Genomic DNA, 22720 nt, shown 5'->3' on the forward strand with positions numbered 1-22720 from the left:
TCGACGTTGCGACGGCAATGGCATGCTTATCGCTTAGGAAGCAGCAGGAGCCGGTGCAGCATCCGGTTTAGCAGTCACAATCTGGCAAATGGACGACTAGGGTTCCGGTCCGCATCGAATCGACAGAAGCATTCGGTGCGCGACGCTGGTCCGAGAGTTGTCGACCTCGACGAGGTTACACGGCGGGATAAAAGCCCGGGAGAGAACGCGATGCGTCGCGCCGCTCCTGCCGTCGATAACCGTCCCCGCGAGGTCAACCTCATGCGCAAGCTCCGCTTTTTCGCCGCAGCCGCCGTCGCTCTCTCCCTCTGCATTTCCACACCTTCATTTGCCCAGGCCCGCAAGGACTTCAAGGTCTGCTGGACCATCTACGCCGGCTGGATGCCGTGGGGCTATGCGAAGACCCAGGGCATCATGTCCAGATGGGCGAAGAAGTACGGCATCAACGTCGATGTCGTGCAGCTGAACGACTACATCGAATCGATCAACCAGTACACGGCGGGCAAGTTCGATGGCTGCGCGATGACCAACATGGACGCGCTCACCATTCCGGCGACGGGCGGCGTGGACAGCACGGCACTGATCGTCAGCGACTATTCGAACGGCAACGACGGCGTGCTGATCAAGGGCAGCGGCAAGAAGATCGCCGATCTGAAGGGTCAGCCCGTCAATCTCGTCGAACTCTCCGTCTCGCACTATCTGCTTGCGCGCGCACTCGAATCGGCAGGCATGAGCGAGCGCGACATCAAGACCGTCAATACGTCCGACGCCGATATCTCCGGCGCCTTCGCCACGCCGACCGTGCACAACGCCGTCACGTGGAATCCGATGCTCGCCGATCTGAAGGCGAAACCGAACGTCACCGAAGTGTTCGATTCGAGCCGCATTCCGGGCGAGATCATGGACATGATGGTCGTCAACACCAAAACCCTGCACGACAACCCCGCGCTCGGCAAGGCGCTGACGGGCGCATGGTTCGAGATCATGCAGCTGATGCACGGCACGTCGCCGGAAACGCAAGCGGCCTTGACCTCGATGGCGAAGGCGTCGGGCACCGACCTCGCCGGCTTCAAATCGCAACTGTCGACCACCGCGCTCTTCTACACGCCGCAGCAGGCGCTCGACTTCGCGACCAGCCCGAACATGCCGAAGATCATGACGCGCGTCGCGCAGTTCTCGTTCGATCACGGCCTGCTCGGCAAAGGCGCGCCGAACGCGGGCGCCGTCGGCATGGCGTTCGACAACGACGTGACCGTCGGCAGCAAGAGCAACCTGAAGCTGCGTTTCGACCCGACGTACGTGCGCCTCGCCGCGCAAGGCAAGCTGTAAGCGCCGCGTCATTCTGAGCAGGAGAGGCCCATGCGGCTCATCAACCGACATCCTGGCCGCACCGGCAGTCTGATGCTGTTGCTGCTCCCCTTCATCGTGCTGGTCGCGGTGTACTTCACCGGCTCGTCGCTGCGGCTGCAGGCGAATCCCGACGACAAGCTGCTGCCGAGCGCCGCCCAGATGAAGGACGCGCTGCACGAATACGCGTTCACCGAAGACAAACGCACGGGCGACTACACGATGTGGGACGACACGGTGTCGAGCATGAAGCGGCTCGGCATCGGACTCGTCGCGAGCGCGGCGATCGCGCTGGTGTTCGGCATCGTCACGGGCAGCATTCCGCTCGCGGGCGCGACGCTGTCTCCGTTCATCACCGTGATATCGATGATTCCGCCACTCGCGGTGCTGCCGATTCTCTTCATCGTGTTCGGCCTCGACGAGCTGTCGAAAGTCGTGCTGATCGTGATCGGCATCACGCCGATGATGATTCGCGACTTGCAGCAGCGTACACGCGAGATTCCCGGGGAACTGTGGATCAAGGCGCAAACGCTCGGTGCGTCGAGCTGGACGCTGATCCTGCGCGTGATCGTGCCGCAGCTGCTGCCGCGTCTCCTGATCGCACTGCGTCTCGCGCTGACTTCCGCGTGGCTCTTTCTGATCGCGGCGGAAGCAATCGCGTCGACGGACGGGCTCGGCTATCGCATCTTTCTCGTGCGCCGCTATCTCGCGATGGACGTGATCCTGCCGTACGTCGCGTGGATCACGCTGCTCGCGTGGCTGATCGACGAAGCGCTGCGCCGTCTCACGCAATGGGCGTTCCCCTGGTACAACGGGGGCCGCGCATGATCGAGATCCGCAACCTGTGGAAGCAGTACGACGATCAGGTCGTGCTGGAACGGCTCAACCTGCGCATTGCAGAAGGCGAGTTCTGCTCGATGGTCGGCGCGTCGGGCTGCGGCAAGTCGACCTTCCTGCGGCTGCTGCTCGGTCAGGAGCGCCCGACGCGCGGCGAGATCCTGCTCGACGGCGAACCGCTGCCGCCGGAGCCGGACCCGCATCGCGGCGTCGTGTTTCAGCGCTATTCGGTGTTTCCGCATCTGAGCGTGCTGCGCAACGTGATGCTCGGTCTGGAGTTGCCGCATGCACGCTTCACGGGTCGCCTGTTCGGTGCACGCCGCCGTCTCGCGCGCGACGAAGCCGTCGCGATGCTGACGCGCGTCGGCCTCGCCGATTCGCTCGACAAGTATCCGCATCAGCTGTCGGGCGGTATGCAGCAGCGCCTCGCGCTCGCCCAGGCGCTCGTGATGAAGCCGCGCGTGCTGCTGCTCGACGAACCCTTCGGCGCACTCGATCCCGGCATCCGCCGCGACATGCACGAACTGCTGACGGGTCTGTGGCGCGAAGCGAAGCTGACCGTCTTCATGGTCACGCACGACCTGAAAGAAGGCTTCACGCTAGGCAGCCGCGTGCTCGTCTTCGACAAGGTGCGTATCGACCCGCAAGCGCCACAGGCCTACGGTGCGCGCATTACCTACGACATTCCGCTCCAACGCAACGGCATGCGCGAGCCGCAGGCAGCAACGGCGATTCCGCCGCTGCTTGCCGTGCCCGCATGACACGCGCAACCGAGGCGGACGAATCAAGGATCAAGGACATGAACGAAACATTGCTCGAAGAAACCGTGCCGGGCGGCGGCCATGCGTCGCTGATCGTGAAGCGTGGCCAGGTGCTGCGCATCACCGATCCGCGCGGCGGCGCAAACGTCGGCATGCTGCTTTTCAACGCCGCCGAAAAGAGCGAGCGCATGAATCTGCCCGACACGCTCAAATGCCAGCACACCGCGAAGCTCACGCAAGGCCATTGCCTGTATTCGGACATGGGCCGCGTGCTCGCCGCGATCGTCGCGGATACGTGCGGCTGGCACGACAGTCTTGCGGGTGTGTCGAACGCCGCGGAAGTGCTGGAGAAATACGGCCAGGGCCGTTATCAGGAGCTGCGCAACGCGTTCTATCGCAACGGCACCGACAACCTGCTCGTCGAACTCGGCAAGTGGGGACTCGGCGTGGCGGACCTGCTGATGACGCTGAACCTGTTCAGCCGCGTCGACGTGACCGATGCGGGCGCGATGCAATTTGTCGAGGGCAATTCGAAAGCGGGCGATTACATCGAACTGTATGCGCCGATGAACACGCTCGTCGTGCTGACAGCGATCCAGCATCCGCTCGACCCGAACCCCGAATACGCGCCGAAGCCCGTGAAGCTCGCGCTGCGCGCCGCCGATCCGCAGGTGGCCGAACTCTGCCGTACATCGTGCGATGAAAACACGCGCGGCTTTATCAACACCGAACGATTCTTTCTCTGAGCGACAGGCGCCATGACGACATCCACACTCACAGCCAGCACGCTCGATTCCGCCGACGCGGTCTTTCGCGAAACCTTGCCCGCCGGCGAGCCGTGGCTCAAGGAACTGAAAGCGGGCCAGACGCTGCGAATCCGCGACGTAGAGGGCAATCAGGCGATCGATACGCTGTTCTACAGCCTCGCCGATCCGCGCGAACGCTATGACGCGCAACGCACGCTGCGCCGCCAGCAGAGCCTCTATCTGACGACGGGCACCGTGCTCTATTCGAACCTCGGCAACCCGATGCTGACCATCGTCGCCGATACGTGCGGGCGTCACGACACGCTCGGCGGCGCCTGCGCGCAGGAAAGCAACACAGTGCGCTACGCGCTGGAAAAGCGCTACATGCACAGCTGCCGCGACAACTACCTGCGCGCGTGCGCACACGACGGCCGGTTGTCGAAGCAGGACATCGCCGCCAACATCAACTTCTTCATGAACGTGCCCGTGACATCCGAGGGCGGCCTCACATTCGAGGATGGCATTTCGGCACCGGGAAAATACGTCGAACTGCGCGCGGAAATGGATGTGATCGTGCTGATTTCGAACTGTCCGCAGTTGAACAATCCGTGCAACGGGTACAACCCGACGCCCGCGGAGCTGACGATATGGAACTGAGCATGCTGCGCCGGTGGCTGTACACGCTGATGAAAGTGCGCGCCGAACGCTTCATGCGCATCGACCGCGCGGCAACACTTACGAAGCACTGAACGTCGCCCGCTTCGGCACACGGAAGCGCAGCGACCTGCCGTGGACGACCTCGGCATGCATGCCCACGTGGCGGGACGACCCGCCCACGCATTGAACATCCACTCATGTTCGATAAAGTCCTTATTGCGAATCGCGGCGCGATTGCGTGCCGCATTCTGCGCACGCTGCGCGAACTGAACGTCGAAGGCGTCGCCGTCTATAGCGAAGCAGACCGCGCAAGCCGTCACGTCAGTCTCGCCGATACGGCATGCAGCCTCGGCGACGGCGCGGCGAGCGTCACGTATCTCGACATCGCGAAGATTCTGGAGATCGCGCGCGCACAAGGCGCGCAGGCGATCCATCCGGGTTACGGCTTTCTGTCGGAAAACGCGGCTTTCGCCGAAGCGTGCGAAGCCGCAGGCATCGCCTTCATCGGCCCGACGCCTGCACAGTTGCGCGCTTTCGGGCTCAAACACACGGCGCGCGCGATCGCCGCCGAACAGGGCGTGCCGATGCTCGAAGGCACGGGCCTGCTCGACGGTCTCGATGCAGCGCTCGAAGCGGCGAAACGCGTCGGCTATCCGGTGATGCTGAAAAGCACCGCGGGCGGCGGCGGCATCGGCATGCGCGTGTGCCGCTCGGATGATGAACTCGCCGCGCAGTTCGACGTCGTCAAACGCCTTGGGCAAAATAACTTCAGCGATGCGGGCGTGTTCCTCGAAAAGTACATCGAGAAAGCGCGGCATCTCGAAGTGCAAGTGTTCGGCGATGGCGCAGGCGCGGCCATTGCACTCGGCGTGCGCGACTGCTCGGTGCAGCGGCGCAACCAGAAAGTGCTCGAAGAAACGCCCGCGCCGAATCTGCCCGACGGCGTCGAAGCCGCGCTGTGCGACGCGGCGATCCGGCTCGCGCAAGCGGTCTCGTATCGCTCGGCGGGTACGGTCGAATTCGTCTACGACAGCGATGCCGCGCGCTTCTATTTTCTCGAAGTGAACACGCGGTTGCAGGTCGAGCATGGCGTGACCGAGCAGGTCTGGGGCGTCGATCTGGTGCGCTGGATGATCGAGCTTGCAGCAGGTACGCTGGCGCCGCTCGACGTGCTGACCCGCGATCTCGAACCGCGAGGGCACGCTATCCAGGCGCGTCTCTACGCGGAAGATCCGGGCCGCGACTTCAAGCCCTGTCCGGGGCTGTTGACGGACGTATCGTTCCCCTCCGCCGATGGCCGCGCGCTGCGCATCGACACATGGATCGAAGCGGGCTGCGAAGTGCCGCCGTGGTTCGATCCGATGCTCGCGAAGCTGATTGCGTGGCAGCCCACTCGCGACGAGGCACGTCATGCGCTCGACACCGCGCTCGAAGCGTCGCGCATCTACGGTGTCGAAACCAATCGCGACTATCTGCGGCAGATTCTCGCCGATGCGCCGTTCGCGAGCGGCCATCCGTGGACGCGCTGTCTCGAAGGCCTGAGTTATCGCGCATCCACGCTAGAAGTGCTGAGCGGCGGCACGCAGACCACCGTGCAGGACTATCCGGGACGCCCCGGCTATTGGGCCGTCGGCGTGCCGCCGTCGGGACCGATGGACGACCGCGCGTTGCGCCTCGGCAACCGTCTGCTCGGCAACGATGCACAAGCGGCGGCGCTCGAAATCACGATGAGCGGGCCGACGCTGCGCTTTAACGCTGACGCCGTCGTCGTCGTGACGGGCGCGACGCTGCCCGTCATGCTCGACGACATCCCGCAACCGATGAACACGACGTTCGCGGTCGCGGCAGGTTCGACGCTCGTGCTCGGCACGATACGCGGCGCAGGCGCACGCGCGTATCTGTGCGTGCGCGGCGGGCTGGACGTCGCGCAGTATCTGGGCAGCCGCAGCACGTTCACGCTCGGCCAGTTCGGCGGCCACGGCGGGCGCGCGCTGCGTGCGGGCGACGTGCTGCATCTTCACGCGCTCGCGGATCGCGATGCAGGCGCAACGCTGCCCTCTGCGCTCACGCATCGGCTCGATGACGTGCGCGTGCTGCGCGTGATCTACGGCCCGCATGGCGCGCCCGAATACTTCAGCACGCGTTATATCGAACAGTTCCTCGCTACCGACTGGGAGATCCATTTCAATTCGAGCCGCACGGGTGTGCGGCTCATCGGTCCGAAGCCCGAATGGACGCGCGCGGATGGTGGCGAAGCGGGCCTGCATCCGTCGAACATTCACGACAATCCGTATGCCGTCGGCGCGATCGATTTCACGGGCGACATGCCCGTGATTCTCGGTCCCGACGGACCGAGCCTCGGCGGCTTTGTCTGTCCCGTCACGGTGATCGAAGCGGACCTGTGGCAGATCGGTCAGCTGAAGGCAGGCGACAAGGTGCGCTTCGTTCCCGTCGGCATCGCGGCGGCGCGCGCGGCGGCACATGCACGTCTTCAGGAAGTGTCGACGCTCACCGCGCATGCGGTGTCGCCTGATAAAGACGCACCAACGTCATTGCAATCGCCCATTGTGCTGAACGTCGGCGATGGCGACGAACGGCTGGTCGCGCGTCTGTCCGGCGACACGCATCTGCTGCTCGAAATCGGGCCGCCCGAACTCGATCTCGTGCTGCGCTTTCGCGGCCACGCGCTGATGCAATCGCTCGAAGCGTTGCAGTTGCCCGGCGTGATCGATCTGACGCCCGGCATCCGTTCGCTGCAGGTTCACTATCAGCCGGAACAGTTGCCGCTCGCCACGCTGCTCGATCATGTCGCGGCGACATGGCAGCGCGTGCTGCTGCAAAAAGATCTGCGCGCGCCGTCGCGTGTCGTGCATCTGCCGCTGTCGTGGGACGACCCGGCATGTCAGCTCGCGATCGACAAATACATGACGACGGTACGCAAGGATGCGCCATGGTGTCCGAGCAATCTGGAGTTCATTCGCCGTATCAACGATCTCGATTCGATCGATGCCGTAAAGCGCATCGTGTTCGATGCGAGCTATCTGGTGATGGGACTCGGCGACGTTTATCTCGGCGCGCCCGTCGCCACGCCGCTCGATCCGCGTCACAGGCTCGTGACAACGAAGTACAACCCGGCGCGCACGTGGACGGCGGAGAACTCGGTCGGCATCGGCGGCGCGTATCTGTGCGTGTACGGGATGGAAGGTCCCGGCGGTTATCAGTTCGTCGGACGCACGCTGCAGATGTGGAACCGCTATCGCGACGTTGCGGATTTCGCGGGACGTCCGTATCTGCTGCGCTTTTTCGATCAGATCCGCTTCTATGAAGTCCCCGCCGACGAACTGCTGCGCATCCGCGAAGCGTTCCCGCTCGGACGTTATCCGTTGAAGATCGAAGAGACCGAGTTGTCGCTCGCCGACTATCAGGCCTTTCTCGAACGCGACGCGGAAGAGATCGCGCAGTTCCGCGCACGTCAGCAGGCTGCGTTTCAGGCGGAGCGGCAACGCTGGCACGAAGCGGGCAGCAACGAAGAGACGCTGGAACCGCCCGTTGCCGCCGACGCCGACATCGCGCCGCTCACCGACGGCCAGATTTCCGTCGACAGCGAGATCGCGGGCAATCTGTGGCAAGTGCGCGTCGAGCCCGGCACGACGGTCGAAGCCGGCGACGTGCTGCTCGTGATCGAGTCGATGAAGATGGAGATATCCGTCGTCGCGCCCTGCGCGGGGACAGTCGGCGAGATTCATGTCGCGCCCGGTTCGCCCGTTCGCGCCGGGCAGCGCGTGGTCGTGATCGAACAGCACGCGTGACGCACTTCATATCAACGCATTCAAGGAACCACCCGACATGGATTCATTCGATCTGCGTCTGCCCGCGTTGCGGGCTGCGTATCGCGAAGGCGGCATCACGCCGCGCGCGCTGATTGCCGCATTGCGCGAGCGCGCTGCGGCGTTGAACGCCGAGTTTCATCTTTTCATTCATCTGCTGTCCGATGCGGAAATCGAGCCGTATCTCGCCGCGCTGGATGAACGCGACATCGATTCGCTGCCGCTCTACGGCGTGCCGTTCGCGCTGAAGGACAACATCGATCTCGCAGGCATTCCGACGACGGCGGCGTGCCCTGCGTTCGCTTATAAGCCGGACACATCCGCGACGCTCGTCGCCCAACTGGTCGAACTCGGCGCGGTGCCCATCGGCAAGACCAATCTCGATCAGTTCGCCACGGGCCTCAACGGCACGCGCTCGCCGTATGGCAAGTGCCGCAACAGCGTGCATCCCGACTATCCTTCGGGCGGATCGAGCGCGGGGTCGTCGCTCGCTGTGGCGCTGGGCGTCGCGAGCTTCGCGCTGAGCACGGATACGGCAGGCTCGGGCCGCGTGCCCGCCGCGCTGAACAACCTCGTCGGCACGAAGGGGACGAAAGGCCTGTTGTCGACGGCGGGCGTCGTGCCCGCATGCCGCACGCTCGACTGCGTGACCTACTTCACGGCAACCGCGAGCGAGGCGAGCGAACTGCTCGCGCTCACCGCACGTCACGATCCCACCGATGCGTATAGCCGCGCGAATCCGCAATGGAACGACGCGTCGGCGTTCGGCGCGGTTACGCGCTTTCGCTTCGGTGTGCCTGCGCAACTCGAATTCGCCGGCTGCGATGAAAGCCCGGCACTGTTTGCGCAAGCGCGCGCCGGGCTCGAAGCGATCGGCGGGGAGGCCGTTGAAATCGACTTCACGCCGTTTCTCGAAGCTGCGCGCCTGCTTTACGAAGGACCGTGGGTCGCCGAGCGCTACAGCGTGGCGGGCGCGTTGATGGAATCACAACCCGATGCCGTGCTGCCCGTGATCCGCGACGTGCTCGCGAAAGCGCCGGGCGCCACGGCCGTCGATGCATTCCGCGCGCAATACAGGCTCCAGGCGTTGAAGCAGCAGTGCGACGCGGTGCTCGCACAACTCGATTGCGTGCTGACGCCGTCGATTCCGCGCGCGGTCACACTGGCGGAGCTGGAGCGCGACCCCGTCGCCGCAAACTCGTTGCTCGGGCATTACACGAACTTCATGAACCTGCTCGACTACGCAGCCATTGCGACGCCTGCGGGTTTCATGCGCAACGGCTTGCCGTGGGGCGTGACGCTATTCGGTCGCGCCTACACCGATCAATATCTGCTGAGCGTCGCCGATGCGCTGCATCGCAAGCTCGCCGTGCCGCTGACGGGCGGCGCGCAACAGGATGCAGTGCTGCCCGCACGTGCTGCACGTCACGACAGGATGAAGCTCGTCGTGTGTGGCGCGCATCTCGAAGGGCTGGCGTTGAACGGGCAACTGACCTCACGCGGCGCGCGGCTCGTCGAAGCGACGACGAGCGCGCCGCGTTACCGGCTGTATGCGCTCGCGGGCGGCGCGACGCAGCGTCCGGGCATGATTCGCGATACGGCGAACGGTGCGGCGATCAACGTCGAAGTATGGGACTTGCCGAGCAGCGAGGTCGGCTCGTTCCTCGCGGGCATCCCCGCACCGCTCGCGCTCGGCAAGGTCGAGCTCGCAGACGGCAGTTGGGAAACGGGCTTCGTGTGCGAGGCGCAAGGCGTCGAAGGCGCTGTCGACATCACGTCATACGGCGGCTGGCGCGCGTGGTTGCAGCGCGGCGCGGCTCAGGCCACGGAGGCTCCGGCAGCCTGATCGCGTGGAGTCAGTCCGCGAGTTGTGCCGTGTACAGCGACGCCTGCCTGCCCGTCACCGCACGATTCCAGATCACCTCGTCGGTCAGCACGGTCTGGATCAGTTCGACGGGCAGTCCGTCATCGACGATCACGGCCACGCGGAAGCCGTCGATCAGCTCGTAAGGGCCGAGAATGACTTCTTGCGCATCGATGGCGCGGTCGAGATCGTCGACCTTGAACGCGGCATGCGGGACGGTGCGCATCAGTTCGTGCAGCGCGCTATCCGCTTCGAAACGGTGGTACTGGATGCGCGCGAGCTTGCAATCGCTGTCGCTCGTGTACATCCCGTATGGCGGACTGTAGCGTTCGCCGACGCGCACCGCGCGCGTCGGAATGCCGATGTGATGAAACTCGTAAGTCACGTCTTTACGCATGAACATGATGCTCTCCTTCGCTTGCCGGTTGCGGACGCTCAGATCGTCACGCGCGTGATGCCGCCGTCCGACAGCAGCCGCACGCGTTCGCCTGCGTAGAACATCGGGCCGTCGGTGCGTTGCGTGATGGCGCGCAGCGTACCGTCGTCGAGCCGCACGGTAATTTCGACGCCATGCTTCCGCTCGAAGTGGTGCTGCACCTCGTTGCCCGCAACGGCGCCCGCCAGCCCGCCGATGATGCCCGTCAGCAGCGAGCCGCGTCCGCCGCCAATCGCACTGCCCGCAACGGCGCCGAGCGCGCCGCCGCCGATTGCGCCGAGCACGCCGGGCTGGCCGTTGCCGGTGTCTATCGTGACGCCGCGCACGCTTTCGACGGTGCCGAAGCGCACCGTCTCTTCACGTTGCGTCTGCGCTGCGCCGTAGACGTTGGCGGAGCCGTCGAAGGTCGCGCAGCCGCTCAACGCGAGCGAGACGACGAGCGCCGATGCACATGCTGTAACGAATGACCTGTTCATGTTGTTCCCCTCTGGAAGCAGCGCGCTGTCGGGTTTGTCGCGCTGCAGGTTCTATCGATGAGTGCATCGTATGCCCGAAGAATGAGAGAAAAATGAGGAGCGGATTTGTGCATTCGCACCCGTCATTTCGTCTCAGCCTGAAACGTCGGCTCAGCGAACGGGGCTACGATGGCGTCGACATCATGCGAAACGAGGGCTGCAATGAAACGCGAGATCATCCGGGTCGAACCGCTGTCGGGCTGGCTCGAACGATGGAAGGCGCCGACTTCCGTCGTCACGCGGCACGGCGATACGATCTATGTGTCGGGCCTGCCGCCGTTCGATCCCGAAACGGGCGAAGTCGCCGATGTGCCGCTCGAACGTCAGACGGAACTCGTGCTCGAGCAGTTGAAGCTGTGTGTCGAGACGGCGGGTTCGTCGCTCGCTAACGTGCTGAAGTGCAATGTGTACTGCACATCCGTCGAGCAGTTTGCGGCCGTCAATGCGATTTACGCGCGTTACTTCCCGAACGATCCGCCCGCGCGTATCTTTGTCTGCGTGCCGGCATGGCCCGGGCGTTTCGACATCGAGATCGATTGCATCGCGGCCGTTTGAAGCGTTCATCTGAGGGAGAGCACGATGTTTTCAGTGCTGTTCGAAGTACAGCCGCGTGGCGACCGATGGGACACGTATCTCGGCTACGCGAAAATGTTGAAGCCGGAGCTGGAGCAGATCGACGGCTTCGTCGATAACGTCCGCTACGGCAGTCTGACGCGCGAAGGATGGCTGCTGTCGCTGTCCGGCTGGCGCGATGAAAAAGCGCTGGTCCGCTGGCGCACGCAGGCCATTCATCATGGCGTGCAGGAAAAGGGACGCTCGCAGACGTTTCGCGATTACCGGCTGCGCGTGGGTCAGCTGACGCACGATACGCGACTGCCTGCCGGCCACACATTGCATGAGCAACGGCTCGACGAAACGGAGACGGGCGACGCAACCACGATCGTGCTGATAGACGCGCAACGCGACGCCGACTGGGTCAAGCAGGCGGGCGCGCGTCAGGTAGCAGGCGCGCTGGGCTTGCGCGAGGACGCAGCGGGTCTCGTTTCGTGGGATGCGTTCGACGCCGTGCTGACGCCGGGCGATGTCATTCTGCTCACCGCGTGGCGCGACGCTCAGGCCGCTAATGCCTTCGCGGCCACGCTCACGTTGCCCGAAGGCGCGCGGCTGCGCACCGTTCGCGTAGTTCGCGACTATGGCATGTTCGATCGCCGCGAAGCGCCGCAGTACTATCCCGACGCGACGCGGCCCGTGTGAAGGCTAGCGCTCGCTTTCCGGAAAGTCTGCACCGAGGCTGGTATCGCGCCACGCTTCGATGTCGGCGAGCGTCGAATGCACGCGCTTCGATACGGCGTCGACGCCGAATGCGCCCAGCACGAGATGACGCGGCGGGTGTTCCGTTTCGGTGATCGCGATCATCGCCTGCGCGGCGCGCGCGGGGTCGCCGGGCTGATGGCCGCTGTATTGCGCCGTCGTTTGCATGCGCTTGCCCGCCGTCTCCGCGTAGTCGGAAATCCTGTTGGGTGTTTGCCTGAGCGAGCGGCCCGCCCAGTCGGTGCGAAACGGACCCGGCTCGATACAGGTCACGTGGATGCCGAGCGGTTCGGCCTCCGTCGCGAGTGAATCGGACCAGCCCTCGACCGCATGCTTGCTCGCCGCGTAGTACCCCGAGCCCGGAAAGCCCGCAATGCCCGCCACCGACGTAATGTTCAGCACATGTCCCTTGTGCCGCGCGCGCATGCCTGGCAGCACGGCACGCGTCATCGCGAACAGGCCGAACACGTTGACATCGAACTGTGCGCGAATTTCCGCTTCATCGCCCTCTTCGACCGACGACTGATAACCATAGCCCGCGTTGTTCACGAGCACGTCGATTGCGCCGAAGCGTTGCTGTGCGCTCTCGACAGCGGCGGCGATCTGCGCGGCGTCCGTCACGTCGAGCTTCACGCGCAAGAGCCGCGCGTCGGCATCGCCGCCGGGCCCGGCGAGATCGGCGAGATCGGCGAGCGAGGCGACGTTGCGCGCCGTCGCCACGCAGCGCCAGCCTCTATCGAGCACCGCGCGCGCCAGTTCCTTGCCGAAGCCGGTTGAACATCCCGTGATGAACCAGACGGGCGTCGTGGACGTGGACATTCAGAACCTCCTCGATGATGAAATGAGCAATGACGCGTCAACGCGCGCAGCTCAAAAGACGTGAGCAAAAAATATAGCCGCTCGATGCGATTCGTGCTGACGGCCTGAACGTTTCCGCCGTGCCTGTTTGCGGCCGTTTGCGGCCTCTACTTGCGGCCTCTACTTGCGGCCGACCAGATATTGAACACCGTCAGGTCCGAAGCGTTCCGAATGGCTTTCATTCGCTTGCAGATGGAACACGTCGCCCGTTTTGTAGAGGTTTTCCGCCGCGGCCGTGCGAATCGTCAATTCGCCGTGCAGAACCAGTGCCTTCGCTTCGAATGGGTGAGCATGATCGTCCAGTGTGCCGTTCGGATCGCGCATGACGGTCACGACTTCCGCAAAGCCTTCGCGCTTCAATGCATCGATGAATTCATCGCGCTCCATATGCCCTCTCTTTTCTGTTTGCACTGAGGTATCAGCATAGACCTGTTTGCATGGCGGCATCGGGCACGGCGCTCGCGCTAAACTCTTTGACAGGCACCACAAGGGAGAACGATTCATGCGCCAGGCCATTCGCCATCTGAACGTGCGGGCGCGCGCACGCGGGCTGTCCGATTTCACTGCGCAAGTCGCCGCGTTCGTACGCGACGCGTCGATCGACACAGGCATCCTCACGGTCTTCTGCCGGCACACGTCGGCGTCGCTTTTGATCCAGGAGAATGCGGACCCTTCCGTGCAGCGCGACCTCGAGCGGCACTTCGCACTGCTCGCGCCGGAAGACCCCGAACGCTACGAGCATGACGCGGAAGGCCGCGACGACATGCCCGCGCATCTGCGCACTGCGCTCACGCAGGTGCAACTGTCGATACCCGTCGAGCACGGCCGCATGACGCTCGGCACGTGGCAAGGCATTTATCTGTTCGAGCATCGCGCGCGTCCGCAGGAACGCGATATCGTGCTGCATCTGATCGGCGAATAACAACTCAACGAACGACTTCGACAAGGAAGCGAATCATGATCTTGCGTGCGCATGTTCTGTTCGCGGCGGCATCGCTCGCGTTGCTGACGGCTGGCTGCACTCATACGGGGCCCGTCGAGTTCTCCGTGACGGGCGCGGACGCGCCGACGCTCAACGGTTCGAGCGACCTCGACTTCGGCCCGATGGACCGCTCGATCGCGCAGTGCAAGACGGTCGCAAGGAACACGGGCGCGGGCCAATGCACGAAGGTGCGCGCCTACGAATCTTGCATGAAAAGCAAGGGCTACATCACTGTGCTCGGTCCCGAGAACCCCAAAGGCTGCGGCGACCCCGAATGGGAGCAGGACGTGCGCAAGTGGCTCCAATAGCAGCAAGATAGCCACAAGCGCTCGTTCATGCTTTGCGAGTGATTTGCGATCACGTTATCCACAGATTCTGTTGAAAGACCTGTGGAAAAGTTTGGGGCACACGCGCTATCTGTCTGATCAAACAGGCTTTCCTCGCGCGTTGCAATACAACTGCAAGCATCTCCTTCACGCGACGGGTCCACCGATTGCGAAGTTCTATTGGCCTACCCGCGTCGCATGTCCTTCAATTCAGGCTTCGTACTGACGACGACCCGGAAAGGAGGCTTGCATGAAGATGGAAGATTCGCAGAAGATCGTGCACGAAATCGCGGAAGCCACCGACGCCCCAGAGGAAGTCGTATCGCAGATGTACACCGACGCCGTGCAAGCATATCAACGCGACGCACGCGTTCTCGACTACGTGCCGCTCTTCGCGGCGAGGCGCGTGCGCGAGACCTTGCGCTCGCGGACGGCATCACGCTGACGAATGCGGCGAGCGCCATCAGGTTGCGCTCCCCCGCGCCCCCGCGCCCCGGCGCCCCGTTAGCACGCGCCGATCCTGGCGCCACCGCACTTCACCGCTTTACAACAGCTTGCCTGCGTTGCGCATGCGGCGCTTGCGCTCTCGTGCGAGGGCATCGAGTGCGTGCGCGGCGGCCGTCTCGTCGGCGTAGAGGGTCTGGTTCTCGCGCAGCAGTTGCTCGCTCGCGACGACATCGTTCAATGCGCCGAAGCGCTTCTGCAGCTTCTTGAGCGGCCTCGCGGCCTTCCGTTGCTTCTTCGCCAGCACGGGCTCGAAGAACTCGATCAGATAGCGCAGCTTCTTGCCGGCTTTGCGGACCTCGTGATACGACGCGTAGTCCGAGCGTTTGGCGCGCGCCGCCCGCTTCATGCGCTTCGCCATCGACTTCTGCGCGGCCGCGAGACGCTTGCGCGCGAACTTCGGCAGCGAGTTGCGTTCGTGCGCGGTGTTCAGCTCGCGGTTCGCTTCCTTCAGCGTGTCGCGCAACGCTCGCTTCACGTCCGCGTGTTCGAGCGTCTCGCGGCTCGTATCGAGTGCATGTGAGCGAGCCGCCTGCAACGCGTCGCCGGGGTTTCCCTGTCCGTCGCTCATCTCGTCGAGCAGCGCGATCAGGATGTCCCAGTCGCGCGTCTTGCCGGCGGCGTTTGCGTAGAACCTGAAAAGCGCGCGCCGCTGATTGTCGAACTGCTCATCGAGCAGCGGACGATATGCCCACAACAACGTGCGCAAGCGCCGCAACGACACGCGCAGCTTGTGCAGCATTTCGGCGTCGGGGTTCGAGTGCAACGCGGACGCGCAGGCGAGTGCGCTGTCGATCAAGGGTGTGGCGTAGTGCGCGAAGTGGGCTTGTGCGGTGCCATCGTGCGGCCGCCCGTTCGGTGTTTCGGCTTTCATCGTGCTCCCTGAATGGGTGCTGACCCAGTGTGTTTGTCATGCTTGGGTAAGCAAATCAGGTTCCTGCCTGTTCGAAGCCTGCTGCGGCGCACGATGCCGCAGCGGCGTCACGGATCACTGTCCGCTGAGAAGAAAGTCGCAGGTGTCCGATGCGCAGCTGGCCACGGCGGGCAGCTTCAGCGACGAAGGCCACGGGCGGCGCTCCGCCATGATGAAATCTTCGACGCGCTTCAGGATCTGCCAGAACGCGTTTTCGATCGCGCCTGCAGCGCCATACGCGGACGGCGTCAGCATCCAGCGATGCAGCTTCGGCGCGCCGTGAAACGCGCGCATGTCGACGCCCGCCGACTCGTCGCACAAGGTCACGACGAAATCCATCTGCGGCGCCCATTCGCTCGTGAATTCCAGCCAGCTCTTGGGATTCAGCAGGTCGAGGCTCGAAAAGCCATGGCGCAACTCGCCCATGGCAGCCGAGTGAACCCGGTCGGCGGGCTCGAGACCTGCGCTGAAAGCGTCGAAATGCAATCCGTCCAGCTCGCGTAGCAAGGCTTCCGCCAAAATGCTAAGCGCCGCGTTGTCCCTGCAAAGGAACAGCACTCTTTGTTTTCTGGTCACCCTACACCCCGTCATGCAGATTCTATTTTTTTGCGGGATTCTGAGCGTCCAGTTTTTCATATTGGTGACAGAATCCCAATCGACTAACCGATTCGCCGCAAGACCGTTTAGGTATCACGCCAATTTGCATTCGGCCAGCCAGCGTTAACGATAATGAACGGCGGGTGCGGGCTTCCGGATAAGCCCGGCGCGGCGCAGCGACGTGGCGTGCGCTGCGCGAAGCAAACCCGGCCACGGGATGACCGGGTTGCCTGAGAGGTTGCCTGAGAGGTTGCGTGGCGCTTACTTGACGATCGCCAGCAGTTCGACTTCGAACGTCAGATCGCTGTTCGGCGGAATCGCGCCGACGCCGCGCGAACCGTATGCAGTCGCAGCCGGACAGGTCAGCTTGGCCTTCTCGCCCACTTTCATCGTGGCGACGCCTTGCGTCCAGCAAGGGATCACGCGGCCGAGCGGGAACTCTGCCGGGCCGCCATGCTTGGCCGAGTTATCGAACTCGGTGCCGTTCGCCAGCGTGCCGCGGTAGTTGACGCGCACGACATCGGCGGCCGTGGGCTGCGGGCCGCTTCCCTGCGTCAGGTGTTCGACGACCACACCGGACGGCAGCTTCTCCGTCGATGCGGCGTTAGCGTTGAGCGCCACCGATGCGAGCGCGGCTGCGGCGAGCAGGGCAACAACTGATTTCACGCGTATCTCCTTGGTTGAAAAAGCGAGCCTCATTCTAGCGGATCGCCCCTTCCCGGCAGAGACCTGAATCAACTTGCAACAAATCAACCCTTGCATGCGATGAAACGTTGCACGCGCAAATGTGCGATGCCCGCGGCGGGCAAGCAACCCGTCGCGGGCAAAAAAGTCCGCTATTGGAAAGCGGCCTCGATTCCACTCGTCAGATCTTCGGGAAATCGACAGCCGTGTCGTTCACGCGATTGAACAGGTTCGTGAACGTGATGTCAGCGATGGCGAGCAGCGTCTCGGTGATCTGCTGGTCGTTATAGCCCGCTGCCTTCACGGCATCGACAACTGCTGCGGGCACCGTGCCGCGCGACGCGAAGACCGTCCGTGCAAACGTGGCGATCGCATTCAGACGGGCGTCCGCCGAATCGCGTCCTTCGCGCAGCGCGGCGACGTCGTCGGCAGCGATGCCCACTTTCTTGCCCGTCAGCGAGTGAGCGGCAAGACAGTAGTCACAGTCCGCGACGCCGCTGATCGCGAGCTTGATCGCTTCCACTTCCTTGCGCGACAGCGCGCCCTTGCCGAGTGCGTCGCCCGTGGCGAGCACGATTTGCAGCGCAGCCGGACTGTTCGAGCCGATCGCCGCATAGGCGTTCGGCACCATGCCGACGGCGCGCTTGATGCCAGCGAACAGTTCCGCTGCCTGGCCGGTTGCTTCCGCGACGGGTTGGCGATTGAGACGTTCCATGATGTTTCTCCTGTGAAGTGGATCGAGGTATTTGCGTAGCGCCACTGGGTCAGCGCATGGGAACCATTCTAGGAACGGGCGTTGCTACGGTGAATGCTGGTTCAAATCACGTTTATGCTCGAACGGCTCATCGGTTCGTCGCCGGTGTCGGGTCGCGCTCTGCTATATTCGTGCGACGTTCGCCCTCTCATTCGCCTTATCACAGCGCCGTCAGCGGGAGCGCCTGAAATGAGCACTCACGGGATCATGCGTATAACAAAGCGCTTCGTACTGGTTGCGTTTGCGCTGCTGGGTCTTTCGCTCGGTGCGCTGTCATGGGCCGACGACAACGCCGCTGCGCTCAAGGACAAGTACGATGCGCTCGCGCCGCAGCTCAAGTCGAACGTATTTCACCGGCCCATCCATCTGGATTCGGAAGAGACACAGAACTCCTTGAAGGGCGACATCTACGCGGTGGTGGATTATCCGTTCGCCACGGTCAACAGCGCATTCAACGACCCGCAGCAAGGCCCGGCGAACTGGTGCGAAGTGCTGATCCTGCATCTGAACACAAAGTACTGCCATGCATCGGCGGGCAGTAATGGCGCGGCCATCATCAGCATGAACGTCGGCAAGAAGACGGAGCAGGAACTCGGCGACACGTACCGCGTGCAGCTCAATTACCGTTCGGTGGCAACGAACCCGGACTATTTTCAGGTCGACCTGAGCGCGGCGACGGGACCGCTCAGCACGAAGGACTATCGGATCGTGCTCGAAGCCGTCGACATCGGCAAAGGACGCACGTTCCTGCATCTCACGTATTCGTATGGATTCGGCACGGCCGGGCGGATCGCGATGAAGACGTATCTCGCGACGATAGGCAGTGCGAAAGTGGGATTCACCCAGGCGTCGGGTGACTATATAGGCGGCGTGCGCGGCCTCGTGGAACGCAATACGATGCGCTATTACCTCGCGATCGATGCGTATCTCGCTTCCCTTTCTCTTCCAGCCGGCAAACGCGTCGATCAGCGCTTCGCCACGTGGTTCGACGCGACGGAACAGTATCCGCGTCAATTACACGAACTGGACCGGCAAGAGTACTTGCAGATGAAGAAGAACGAGTACCAGCGCCAGCAAACGGCGCAATGATTCTATTCGACGTTTGTGCGAAGCGGCTTGAGGTTTAGCGGCAGATTGCCGCTATGTCGTGAATGCGCAGGAACTCTTCTCGCTCGTCATAAAGCGCGGCGAGTATTGCGCGTGCGTCCATTGGATCGAGATCGGGATCGGTGACGATCGTCATGATGTCGTACATGGCCACCGCACCCGAATAGAACGCAGCTTCCGATGCCTGCAACTGCGCCTGCGACACACCGCGTGCAATCTGACGCGCGCAAAATGCCTTCCAGAACGATTCGATGGTCAATGCCTCGGTCATCGTGCCCTCTCCGCTTCAAACGGCATCTGCTCTCTCAGGTTCCGCGTGCAATCGGATTGCATTTCAAGCGAGTGCATCCGTGCACGTCTTTAGCGCGATTGCATGATTACGTGAAAAGGCTGCGCGGCTTTGAGTATGCAACGCCGCAATGAAGAGCCGCTAAACGCCTTTTGCATAGAGGCCTGCGCGTTGTTCTTATGATAGTAGGTTTATACCGCACCGCAACCTGTTTGCAACGAAGCTGTCAGGCGGAAAACCGAAGTGCATAAATGCACTAAACGAATTACCGGTTGCCGCGCGCGAGTCGACGAAATGACCTGAAAAGCCTTCGTCATTCGACGCGTGGTCAACCGGATTGGAAATGCAGCGGGCCGCGCTCAGGCAGCGAGCCTGAATGATGAAACGGTGTCGTCGAGTTCGCGGCCCTGGTCCCGCAGCGATTGCGACGCAGCCGAAGCCTGCTCGACGAGTGCGGCGTTCTGCTGCGTCACCGTGTCCATCTGCGTGATCGCCTGGTTGATCTGCTCGATACCTCGCCCCTGCTCGGCAGAAGCCGCCGCGATCTCTTCGACGATCTCCGACACGCGCGCCACGGCCTGCTTCACATCGGCCATCGTGCGGCCCGCGTCATCGGCAAGCGTCGAGCCGGTCTGAATCTCTTCCACGGAACGCGCGATCAGTTCCTTGATCTCCTTCGCTGCCTGCGCCGAACGCTGCGCGAGGTTGCGCACTTCGCCCGCGACGACCGCGAAGCCACGGCCTTCCTCGCCTGCGCGCGCCGCTTCGACGGCTGCGTTCAACGCGAGAATGTTCGTCTGGAACGAAATGCCTTCGATGATCCCGGTGATCTCGGCGATCTTGCCCGAGCTCGTGCTGATTGCATCCATCGTCGTCACGACGCGTTCGACAGTCTCGCTGCCGCGCTGTGAAATCGCCGATGCATTCGATGCCAGCGTCTTCGCATGCTGCGCGCTATCGGAGTTCTGCTTCACCGTCGTCGTCAACTGCTCCATGCTTGCGGCCGTCTCCTGCAGCGAGGCCGCCTGAGATTCCGTGCGGCGGCTCAGGTCGCTATTGCCCGTGGCAATTTCATTCGTTGCAGTCGAAACGCTCGCGCTGCTCGAACGCACGCGGCCGACTGTTTCCGTCAGCCGCTCGTTCATGTCGCGCAGCGCCTTCAGCAGTTCACCCGCTTCGTCATCGCGATCGACGACGATGCGGCTCGTCAGGTCGCCCTTCGCAACGGTGCGCGCGACCTGAACGGCGCGCGTGATCGGCTGCGTGACCGAACGCACCATGCGCACGGCAAGCATGATCGACGCGAGTATCGCGAATGCACTCACGCCGAGAATGACATTGCGAAGCATCGCGTAGCGATCCTGGAAGCTCTGCACGATCTCGATCTGACGAGTCTTCGTGAAGCTCGCGTAGTCATCCGTTGCCTTGACGAGCTGGGCGAGGAGCGGACGGCAATGCTCATCCATTTCCTTGATCGCCTCGTCGTGATGCTTGTCGAGCGCAAGGCCCACGATGTTCAGCGCAACGGGACCGTACAGTCCTTCGACACGGTTCATCTCGGCAACCAGCGAACGCGCCGTTTCGCTCGTATCGGTCGTACTGTTGATCATGTCGTTGAGTTGCTTGAGCTTGATGCTCACATCTGCGTGCGCGCGTTTCACTGCATCCGTTTCGAGATCGAGATCCGCCTGCGTCGTGACGAGCACGAGGTTGCGCGCGGCGATCGCGCGGCGGTCGACAGCCGCACGGACTTCGGCGGCCACCTGTGCGCGCGCGTCGATGCCATGAACGTACTGGCTGAACGCACGCGTCGTGCTCGCAAGGCTCAGCAGCGAGACGACGGAAATGACGACGACAATCGCCGCCATCGATAGAAAACCGATGAACAGCCTGGTTCTGATGGTTATGGTCTTTTTCATTGTTGGCCCCCGGGTTTTGACCAAGAAAATCTGCCGCTCCGATGAATCTTTTGAATACAAAAAAAAGCCTGCTCTCAGTTCAGGCGTGGTGTGAAACGCCCGCGCTCGCATCGTGGGCTGCGCGTGGTTTTGCTTTGGTTTACTGGTTATCGGACAGCAGTTCCCCAATATTTAACCTTGGAGGGTTTTTACCGGGCGTTTAGCCGGATGTATGGCGAGGATTCGCCTGTTTCCGCTCGATCGTTCGTTCGGGGAATGAAGAAAGAAGGGAGCGCGACGGCACCTCGCGTCGCGCGATGAGAAGAATTGAAACGACGAAATACGAAACGAACAGGGCTGGCTAGTCCCAGTTTTCATCGATCCATTCGATTGCCCATGTGCGCGCGCACGTCATGGCGTCGGATTCGTCGACGAATGAATCGATGTCGCCCGATTGATGGACTTCGGCGGGCGTATTCGACGTCGCCGCGCGACTGAGTTTGGCCTGGGCGACGTAATGGCCATCGTCGTCGTGCCTCGCCCGGCAGTCGATATGGAATCCCTTGTAGTCGAAATGCACGGCAAGCCTCCATTAGCGAAGAAAGTGCGATGCAATGCGGGTCTGGGCCTCATCCCGGCGGATGAAAGAATCCTAGCATGGCAACGCGCCCGCTTACCCCTTTCATTTGCGCTGCATTGCACATTCGGGCTCGGCGTTTCAGGCCGTGCAACCGTCCATGCGCCATGGAAAAGCTGCAACGCTGCATAACCGTCTTGCGCATTCGCGCCATCCACGCGCGCGCGGGCGATACGCCCCGAGAATCGCTTGCTGCGCCGTCCGGCGCGCGGTGAGCCAGTATCGGCGCGGCTTTCGGACATTGCAGAGTGCAGCGGACCGCGCCGCGAAGGGCTGCATGAAACCCGCATGGAATAGGTGTTGCTGTAATTGCTTACAAGAAGCGGACACGGCGCAGAAAAACAGGGGGCAATTATGCGCAGCAGAACCTTCACGCCAACTCGAAGTCAGGTCTGGACGGCAGCGCGCTTCATCGCGCAGTCTGTGCCGCCGCGCATCCTCATCGTCGACGACTACGTCGATTCCGCCGACGCCCTTGCCGCGTTCCTCGCCACTTGCGGCTTCGAGACGCGCGTCGCCTACAACGGCTGCGACGCGTTGTCGATCGCGAACGAATGGCATCCCGACAGCATCGTGCTCGACATCGCAATGCCTGGCGTGTCCGGCCTCGCCGTCGCGCGCACATTGCGCGGCTCGCCCGCGACGGCCTCCGTGCCGCTGCTCGCCTACACGGCCTACGAGACGCGCGACAACTACGCGCAGTTGCGCGACGGCGGCTTCGACGCCGTCTGCGCGAAGCCGATCGATCCGCTGATGGTGGTCGAAATTCTCACCACGCTGCTGGGCACAGCGGCACTCCGTCAGGTCTATTCGTTGCGCTCGTGATACGTTCGTCACGATGCGGAACAGCCCGCATGGCAGACGGCCACT

The 22720-nt window shown here is 62.9% G+C and carries 25 protein-coding genes and 1 riboswitch; of the genes, 14 read left to right on the top strand and 11 right to left on the bottom strand.

Annotation, left to right across the window (positions count from 1 at the left end):
• Positions 1 to 85: 85 nt before the first annotated feature.
• A riboswitch (guanidine-I (ykkC/yxkD leader) is annotated at positions 86 to 204 on the top strand.
• Positions 205 to 261: 57 nt separating this feature from the next.
• The 7 genes from FRZ40_RS21765 (at position 262) to atzF (ending at position 10021) form a co-directional block, all read left to right on the top strand.
• Positions 262 to 1329 (top strand): putative urea ABC transporter substrate-binding protein, encoded by a 1068-nt coding sequence (locus FRZ40_RS21765; protein WP_167528704.1) that lies wholly within the window; start codon positions 262 to 264, stop codon positions 1327 to 1329.
• 30 nt (positions 1330 to 1359) lie between these two features.
• On the top strand, positions 1360 to 2175 hold the full coding sequence (locus FRZ40_RS21770) for an ABC transporter permease (RefSeq protein WP_028363662.1): 816 nt from the start codon (positions 1360 to 1362) through the stop codon (positions 2173 to 2175).
• Positions 2172 to 2945, top strand: coding sequence for an ABC transporter ATP-binding protein (locus FRZ40_RS21775; protein WP_147235539.1), 774 nt, complete (start codon positions 2172 to 2174; stop codon positions 2943 to 2945). Before FRZ40_RS21770 ends, FRZ40_RS21775 begins: the two co-directional genes overlap by 4 nt.
• 38 nt (positions 2946 to 2983) lie before the next feature.
• On the top strand, positions 2984 to 3691 hold the full coding sequence (locus tag FRZ40_RS21780) for an urea amidolyase associated protein UAAP1 (RefSeq protein WP_147235540.1): 708 nt from the start codon (positions 2984 to 2986) through the stop codon (positions 3689 to 3691).
• 12 nt (positions 3692 to 3703) lie between these two features.
• Positions 3704 to 4348 (top strand): urea amidolyase associated protein UAAP2, encoded by a 645-nt coding sequence (locus FRZ40_RS21785; RefSeq protein ID WP_147235541.1) that lies wholly within the window; start codon positions 3704 to 3706, stop codon positions 4346 to 4348.
• Positions 4349 to 4545: 197 nt separating this feature from the next.
• A complete protein-coding gene (gene uca / locus FRZ40_RS21790) occupies positions 4546 to 8157 on the top strand; it encodes an urea carboxylase (protein ID WP_147235542.1) in 3612 nt (1203 codons plus the stop codon).
• 37 nt (positions 8158 to 8194) lie between these two features.
• The gene (atzF, locus tag FRZ40_RS21795) at positions 8195 to 10021 is read left to right on the top strand and encodes an allophanate hydrolase (RefSeq protein WP_147235543.1); all 1827 of its coding nucleotides are present in this window, start codon (positions 8195 to 8197) and stop codon (positions 10019 to 10021) included.
• Between the two features lie 10 nt (positions 10022 to 10031).
• Here the strand turns inward: atzF and FRZ40_RS21800 are convergent, their stop codons facing one another.
• Together FRZ40_RS21800 and FRZ40_RS21805 are read right to left on the bottom strand one after the other, a co-directional pair.
• On the bottom strand, positions 10032 to 10442 hold the full coding sequence (locus tag FRZ40_RS21800) for a VOC family protein (protein WP_147235544.1): 411 nt from the start codon (positions 10440 to 10442) through the stop codon (positions 10032 to 10034).
• Positions 10443 to 10474: 32 nt separating this feature from the next.
• A complete protein-coding gene (locus FRZ40_RS21805) occupies positions 10475 to 10951 on the bottom strand; it encodes an outer membrane lipoprotein (RefSeq protein ID WP_147235545.1) in 477 nt (158 codons plus the stop codon).
• Between the two features lie 201 nt (positions 10952 to 11152).
• Between FRZ40_RS21805 and FRZ40_RS21810 the strand changes: the two genes are divergently transcribed.
• Together FRZ40_RS21810 and FRZ40_RS21815 are read left to right on the top strand one after the other, a co-directional pair.
• On the top strand, positions 11153 to 11545 hold the full coding sequence (locus tag FRZ40_RS21810; RefSeq protein ID WP_147235546.1) for a RidA family protein: 393 nt from the start codon (positions 11153 to 11155) through the stop codon (positions 11543 to 11545).
• Positions 11546 to 11569: 24 nt separating this feature from the next.
• Entirely contained in the window at positions 11570 to 12244 is a 675-nt protein-coding gene (locus tag FRZ40_RS21815; RefSeq protein ID WP_028363671.1) for an antibiotic biosynthesis monooxygenase family protein, read from the top strand.
• 3 nt (positions 12245 to 12247) lie between these two features.
• On the opposite strand, the gene FRZ40_RS21820 is transcribed toward FRZ40_RS21815, so the two are convergent.
• Both FRZ40_RS21820 and FRZ40_RS21825 read right to left on the bottom strand, forming a co-directional pair.
• Positions 12248 to 13120 carry an oxidoreductase gene (locus FRZ40_RS21820; RefSeq protein WP_147235547.1) on the bottom strand — a complete coding sequence of 291 codons (873 nt, stop codon included), beginning with the start codon at positions 13118 to 13120 and terminating at the stop codon, positions 12248 to 12250.
• Positions 13121 to 13279: 159 nt separating this feature from the next.
• Entirely contained in the window at positions 13280 to 13546 is a 267-nt protein-coding gene (locus tag FRZ40_RS21825; protein ID WP_147236758.1) for a cupin domain-containing protein, read from the bottom strand.
• A 115-nt stretch (positions 13547 to 13661) separates the two neighbouring features.
• Between FRZ40_RS21825 and FRZ40_RS21830 the strand changes: the two genes are divergently transcribed.
• The 3 genes from FRZ40_RS21830 to FRZ40_RS21840 all read left to right on the top strand — a co-directional run bounded on the left by FRZ40_RS21830 (position 13662) and on the right by FRZ40_RS21840 (position 14912).
• Complete coding sequence (locus tag FRZ40_RS21830) at positions 13662 to 14081, top strand: secondary thiamine-phosphate synthase enzyme YjbQ (protein ID WP_147235548.1); 420 nt, start codon at positions 13662 to 13664, stop codon at positions 14079 to 14081.
• A 35-nt stretch (positions 14082 to 14116) separates the two neighbouring features.
• Entirely contained in the window at positions 14117 to 14449 is a 333-nt protein-coding gene (locus FRZ40_RS21835; protein ID WP_028363675.1) for a hypothetical protein, read from the top strand.
• A gap of 268 nt (positions 14450 to 14717) precedes the next feature.
• Positions 14718 to 14912 carry a DUF3562 domain-containing protein gene (locus tag FRZ40_RS21840; protein WP_147235549.1) on the top strand — a complete coding sequence of 65 codons (195 nt, stop codon included), beginning with the start codon at positions 14718 to 14720 and terminating at the stop codon, positions 14910 to 14912.
• Between the two features lie 99 nt (positions 14913 to 15011).
• Here FRZ40_RS21840 and FRZ40_RS21845 read toward each other — a convergent pair whose 3' ends face one another.
• The 4 genes from FRZ40_RS21845 to FRZ40_RS21860 all read right to left on the bottom strand — a co-directional run bounded on the left by FRZ40_RS21845 (position 15012) and on the right by FRZ40_RS21860 (position 17880).
• The gene (locus FRZ40_RS21845; protein ID WP_147235550.1) at positions 15012 to 15845 is read right to left on the bottom strand and encodes a CHAD domain-containing protein; all 834 of its coding nucleotides are present in this window, start codon (positions 15843 to 15845) and stop codon (positions 15012 to 15014) included.
• Positions 15846 to 15959: 114 nt separating this feature from the next.
• Entirely contained in the window at positions 15960 to 16475 is a 516-nt protein-coding gene (locus FRZ40_RS21850) for an arsenate-mycothiol transferase ArsC (protein WP_147235551.1), read from the bottom strand.
• A gap of 267 nt (positions 16476 to 16742) precedes the next feature.
• Entirely contained in the window at positions 16743 to 17147 is a 405-nt protein-coding gene (locus FRZ40_RS21855; RefSeq protein WP_028363679.1) for an FKBP-type peptidyl-prolyl cis-trans isomerase, read from the bottom strand.
• A gap of 199 nt (positions 17148 to 17346) precedes the next feature.
• Entirely contained in the window at positions 17347 to 17880 is a 534-nt protein-coding gene (locus FRZ40_RS21860) for a carboxymuconolactone decarboxylase family protein (protein WP_028363680.1), read from the bottom strand.
• 228 nt (positions 17881 to 18108) lie between these two features.
• Here FRZ40_RS21860 and FRZ40_RS21865 point away from each other — a divergent pair, with 228 nt between their 5' ends.
• Positions 18109 to 19008 (top strand): hypothetical protein, encoded by a 900-nt coding sequence (locus FRZ40_RS21865; RefSeq protein ID WP_147235552.1) that lies wholly within the window; start codon positions 18109 to 18111, stop codon positions 19006 to 19008.
• Between the two features lie 34 nt (positions 19009 to 19042).
• Here the strand turns inward: FRZ40_RS21865 and FRZ40_RS21870 are convergent, their stop codons facing one another.
• From FRZ40_RS21870 to FRZ40_RS21880, 3 genes are all read right to left on the bottom strand, one after another.
• The gene (locus FRZ40_RS21870) at positions 19043 to 19297 is read right to left on the bottom strand and encodes a hypothetical protein (RefSeq protein ID WP_147235553.1); all 255 of its coding nucleotides are present in this window, start codon (positions 19295 to 19297) and stop codon (positions 19043 to 19045) included.
• A gap of 377 nt (positions 19298 to 19674) precedes the next feature.
• A complete protein-coding gene (locus FRZ40_RS21875) occupies positions 19675 to 21234 on the bottom strand; it encodes a methyl-accepting chemotaxis protein (protein ID WP_147235554.1) in 1560 nt (519 codons plus the stop codon).
• A gap of 340 nt (positions 21235 to 21574) precedes the next feature.
• The gene (locus tag FRZ40_RS21880; protein ID WP_028363684.1) at positions 21575 to 21793 is read right to left on the bottom strand and encodes a hypothetical protein; all 219 of its coding nucleotides are present in this window, start codon (positions 21791 to 21793) and stop codon (positions 21575 to 21577) included.
• A gap of 411 nt (positions 21794 to 22204) precedes the next feature.
• Here FRZ40_RS21880 and FRZ40_RS21885 point away from each other — a divergent pair, with 411 nt between their 5' ends.
• Entirely contained in the window at positions 22205 to 22675 is a 471-nt protein-coding gene (locus tag FRZ40_RS21885; RefSeq protein WP_147235555.1) for a response regulator, read from the top strand.
• The last annotated feature ends 45 nt before the right edge of the window (positions 22676 to 22720 follow it).

This window comes from Paraburkholderia azotifigens (genome assembly GCF_007995085.1).
In the GTDB taxonomy this organism is placed as follows: Bacteria; Pseudomonadota; Gammaproteobacteria; order Burkholderiales; family Burkholderiaceae; genus Paraburkholderia; species Paraburkholderia azotifigens.